Origin of the sequence: Streptomyces sp. NPDC057654 (assembly GCF_042800135.1) — a bacterium.
Classification (GTDB): domain Bacteria; phylum Actinomycetota; class Actinomycetes; order Streptomycetales; family Streptomycetaceae; genus Streptomyces.
Genome location: NZ_JBHVHQ010001118.1, coordinates 1 through 2302 on the forward strand (window position 1 = coordinate 1; position 2302 = coordinate 2302).

A 2302-nucleotide genomic window follows, 5' to 3' on the forward strand; every position below is an offset into this window, starting at 1 on the left:
CAGCGACGACCGACGGAAGCACCGGGGCAGCGGACCCCCGGGCGGCCGCGGCCAGCGAGAGAATCGCTTTGAACCGCGAGACACCCCCGGTGTTCGCGGCCGCCGAGCGGGCCACGACCCGCGCCGTTGAACACCTTTTGGCACAACAGGACCCACAGGGCTGGTGGAAGGGCGACCTGGAGACGAACGTCACCATGGACGCCGAGGATCTCCTCCTCCGTCAGTTCCTGGGTATCCAAGACGAGAAGACGACGAAAGCGGCCGGAGCGTTCATCCGGTCGCAGCAACGATCCGACGGAACCTGGGCCACCTTCTACAAAGGCCCCGGAGACCTCTCGGCCACCATCGAGGCCTATGTGGCCCTGCGGCTCGCCGGCGACGCGCCGGACGACGCCCACATGGCCGCCGCGTCCGCCTGGATCCGCGGCAAGGGCGGCATCGCAGCCTCCCGCGTGTTCACCCGCATCTGGCTGGCCCTTTTCGGCTGGTGGAAGTGGGAGGACCTGCCGGAACTGCCGCCCGAAATCGTGTACTTGCCCAAGCGGTTCCCGCTCAACATCTACGATTTCGGCTGCTGGGCCCGGCAGACCATCGTGCCGCTCACCGTCGTCTCGGCGCTGCGGCCCGTACGGCCCGCGCCGTTCCCGCTCGACGAGCTGCACACCGACCCGCTGCGGCCCAGCCCGCCGCGGCCGATGGCGCCCGCCGCCAGCTGGGACGGCGCGTTCCAGCGGCTGGACAAGGCGCTGCACGCCTACCGGAAGTTCACCGTCCGCCCGCTGCGCCGCGCCGCCCTGAAGTCCGCGGCCCGCTGGATCATCGAGCGGCAGGAGAACGACGGCTGCTGGGGCGGCATCCAGCCGCCCGCCGTCTACTCCGTCATCGCCCTGCACCTCCTCGGCTACGACCTCGACCACCCGGTGCTGCGCGCCGGACTGGAGTCGCTCGACCGGTTCGCGGTATGGCGTGAGGACGGCAGCCGGATGATCGAGGCGTGCCAGTCCCCGGTCTGGGACACCTGCCTCGCCACCATCGCGCTCGCCGACGCGGGCGTGCCCCCCGACCACCCGGCGCTCGTCAAGGCCGTCGGCTGGATGGTGGACGAGCAGATCGACCGCCCCGGCGACTGGTCGGTCAAGCGCCCCGGCCTCGCCCCCGGCGGCTGGGCCTTCGAATTCCACAACGACAACTACCCGGACATCGACGACACCGCCGAGGTCGTGCTCGCCCTCAAGCGGGTGCGCCACCCCGACGCCGAGCGCGTCGACGACGCCGTCCGCCGGGCCGTCCGCTGGAACCTCGGCATGCAGTCGAAGAACGGCGCGTGGGCCGCCTTCGACGTCGACAACACCAGCCCGTTCCCCAACCGGCTGCCGTTCTGCGACTTCGGCGAGGTCATCGACCCGCCGTCCTCGGACGTCACCGCTCACGTGGTCGAGATGCTCGCCGCCGTCGGCCTCCAGCACGACCCGCGCACCCGGCGCGGCATCGACTGGCTCCTCGCCGAGCAGGAGGAGAACGGCGCCTGGTTCGGCCGCTGGGGCGTCAACTACGTCTACGGCACCGGCTCCGTGCTCCCCGCGCTCGCGGCCGTCGGCATCCCCGCCTCGCACCGGGCCGTCCGGCGCGCCGTCGCCTGGCTCGAAGGGGCGCAGAACGACGACGGCGGCTGGGGCGAGGACCTGCGCTCCTACGCCGACCCCGAGTGGATCGGACGCGGCGTGTCCTCCGCCTCGCAGACCGCCTGGGCGCTGATGGCGCTCCTCGCGGCCGGCGAACGGCAGGGCAAGGCTGTCGAGCGCGGCGTCGCCTGGCTGGCCGAGACCCAGCTGCCGGACGGGTCCTGGGACGAGCCGTACTTCACCGGTACCGGCTTCCCCTGGGACTTCTCCATCAACTACCACCTGTACCGGCAGGTCTTCCCCGTCACGGCCCTCGGCCGCTACGTGCACGGAGACCTCTTCACCGCCGGCCGTCAGGAGAGCTGATGGCACCAGGCACGGGCGCACCCCGCCCCGCACCGCTGCTGATCGCCTGTGCGCTCGGCATCGAACGCCTCGCGCTGCGCGGCGACCGAAGCGACGCGGCCGGGCCCGTGACCGTACTGCGCACCGGAATGGGGCCCCTGGCGGCGGAACGTGCCGTCGCACAGGCGCTCGGCGACGAGGCGGCGGCCGGCCGGACCGCCGTCATCGCCACCGGCTTCTGCGCCGGCCTGGTCCCCGGAATGCATCCGGGCGATCTGGTCGTCGCCGTGGAGACCGAGGACCCCACCGGGCGAATCGAGTGCACCGGCGCCGAG

At 72.3% G+C, this 2302-nt stretch carries 1 protein-coding gene and 1 pseudogene; both read left to right on the top strand.

Annotated elements, in window-relative coordinates:
• A partial coding sequence (gene shc, locus ACFU99_RS41105; RefSeq protein ID WP_384403154.1) for a squalene--hopene cyclase occupies positions 1-1988 on the top strand: 1988 nt, incomplete at its 5' end.
• Positions 1988-2302: pseudogene (locus ACFU99_RS41110) on the top strand (1-hydroxy-2-methyl-2-butenyl 4-diphosphate reductase); the annotation flags it as partial. The gene shc and the pseudogene ACFU99_RS41110, both read left to right, overlap by 1 nt.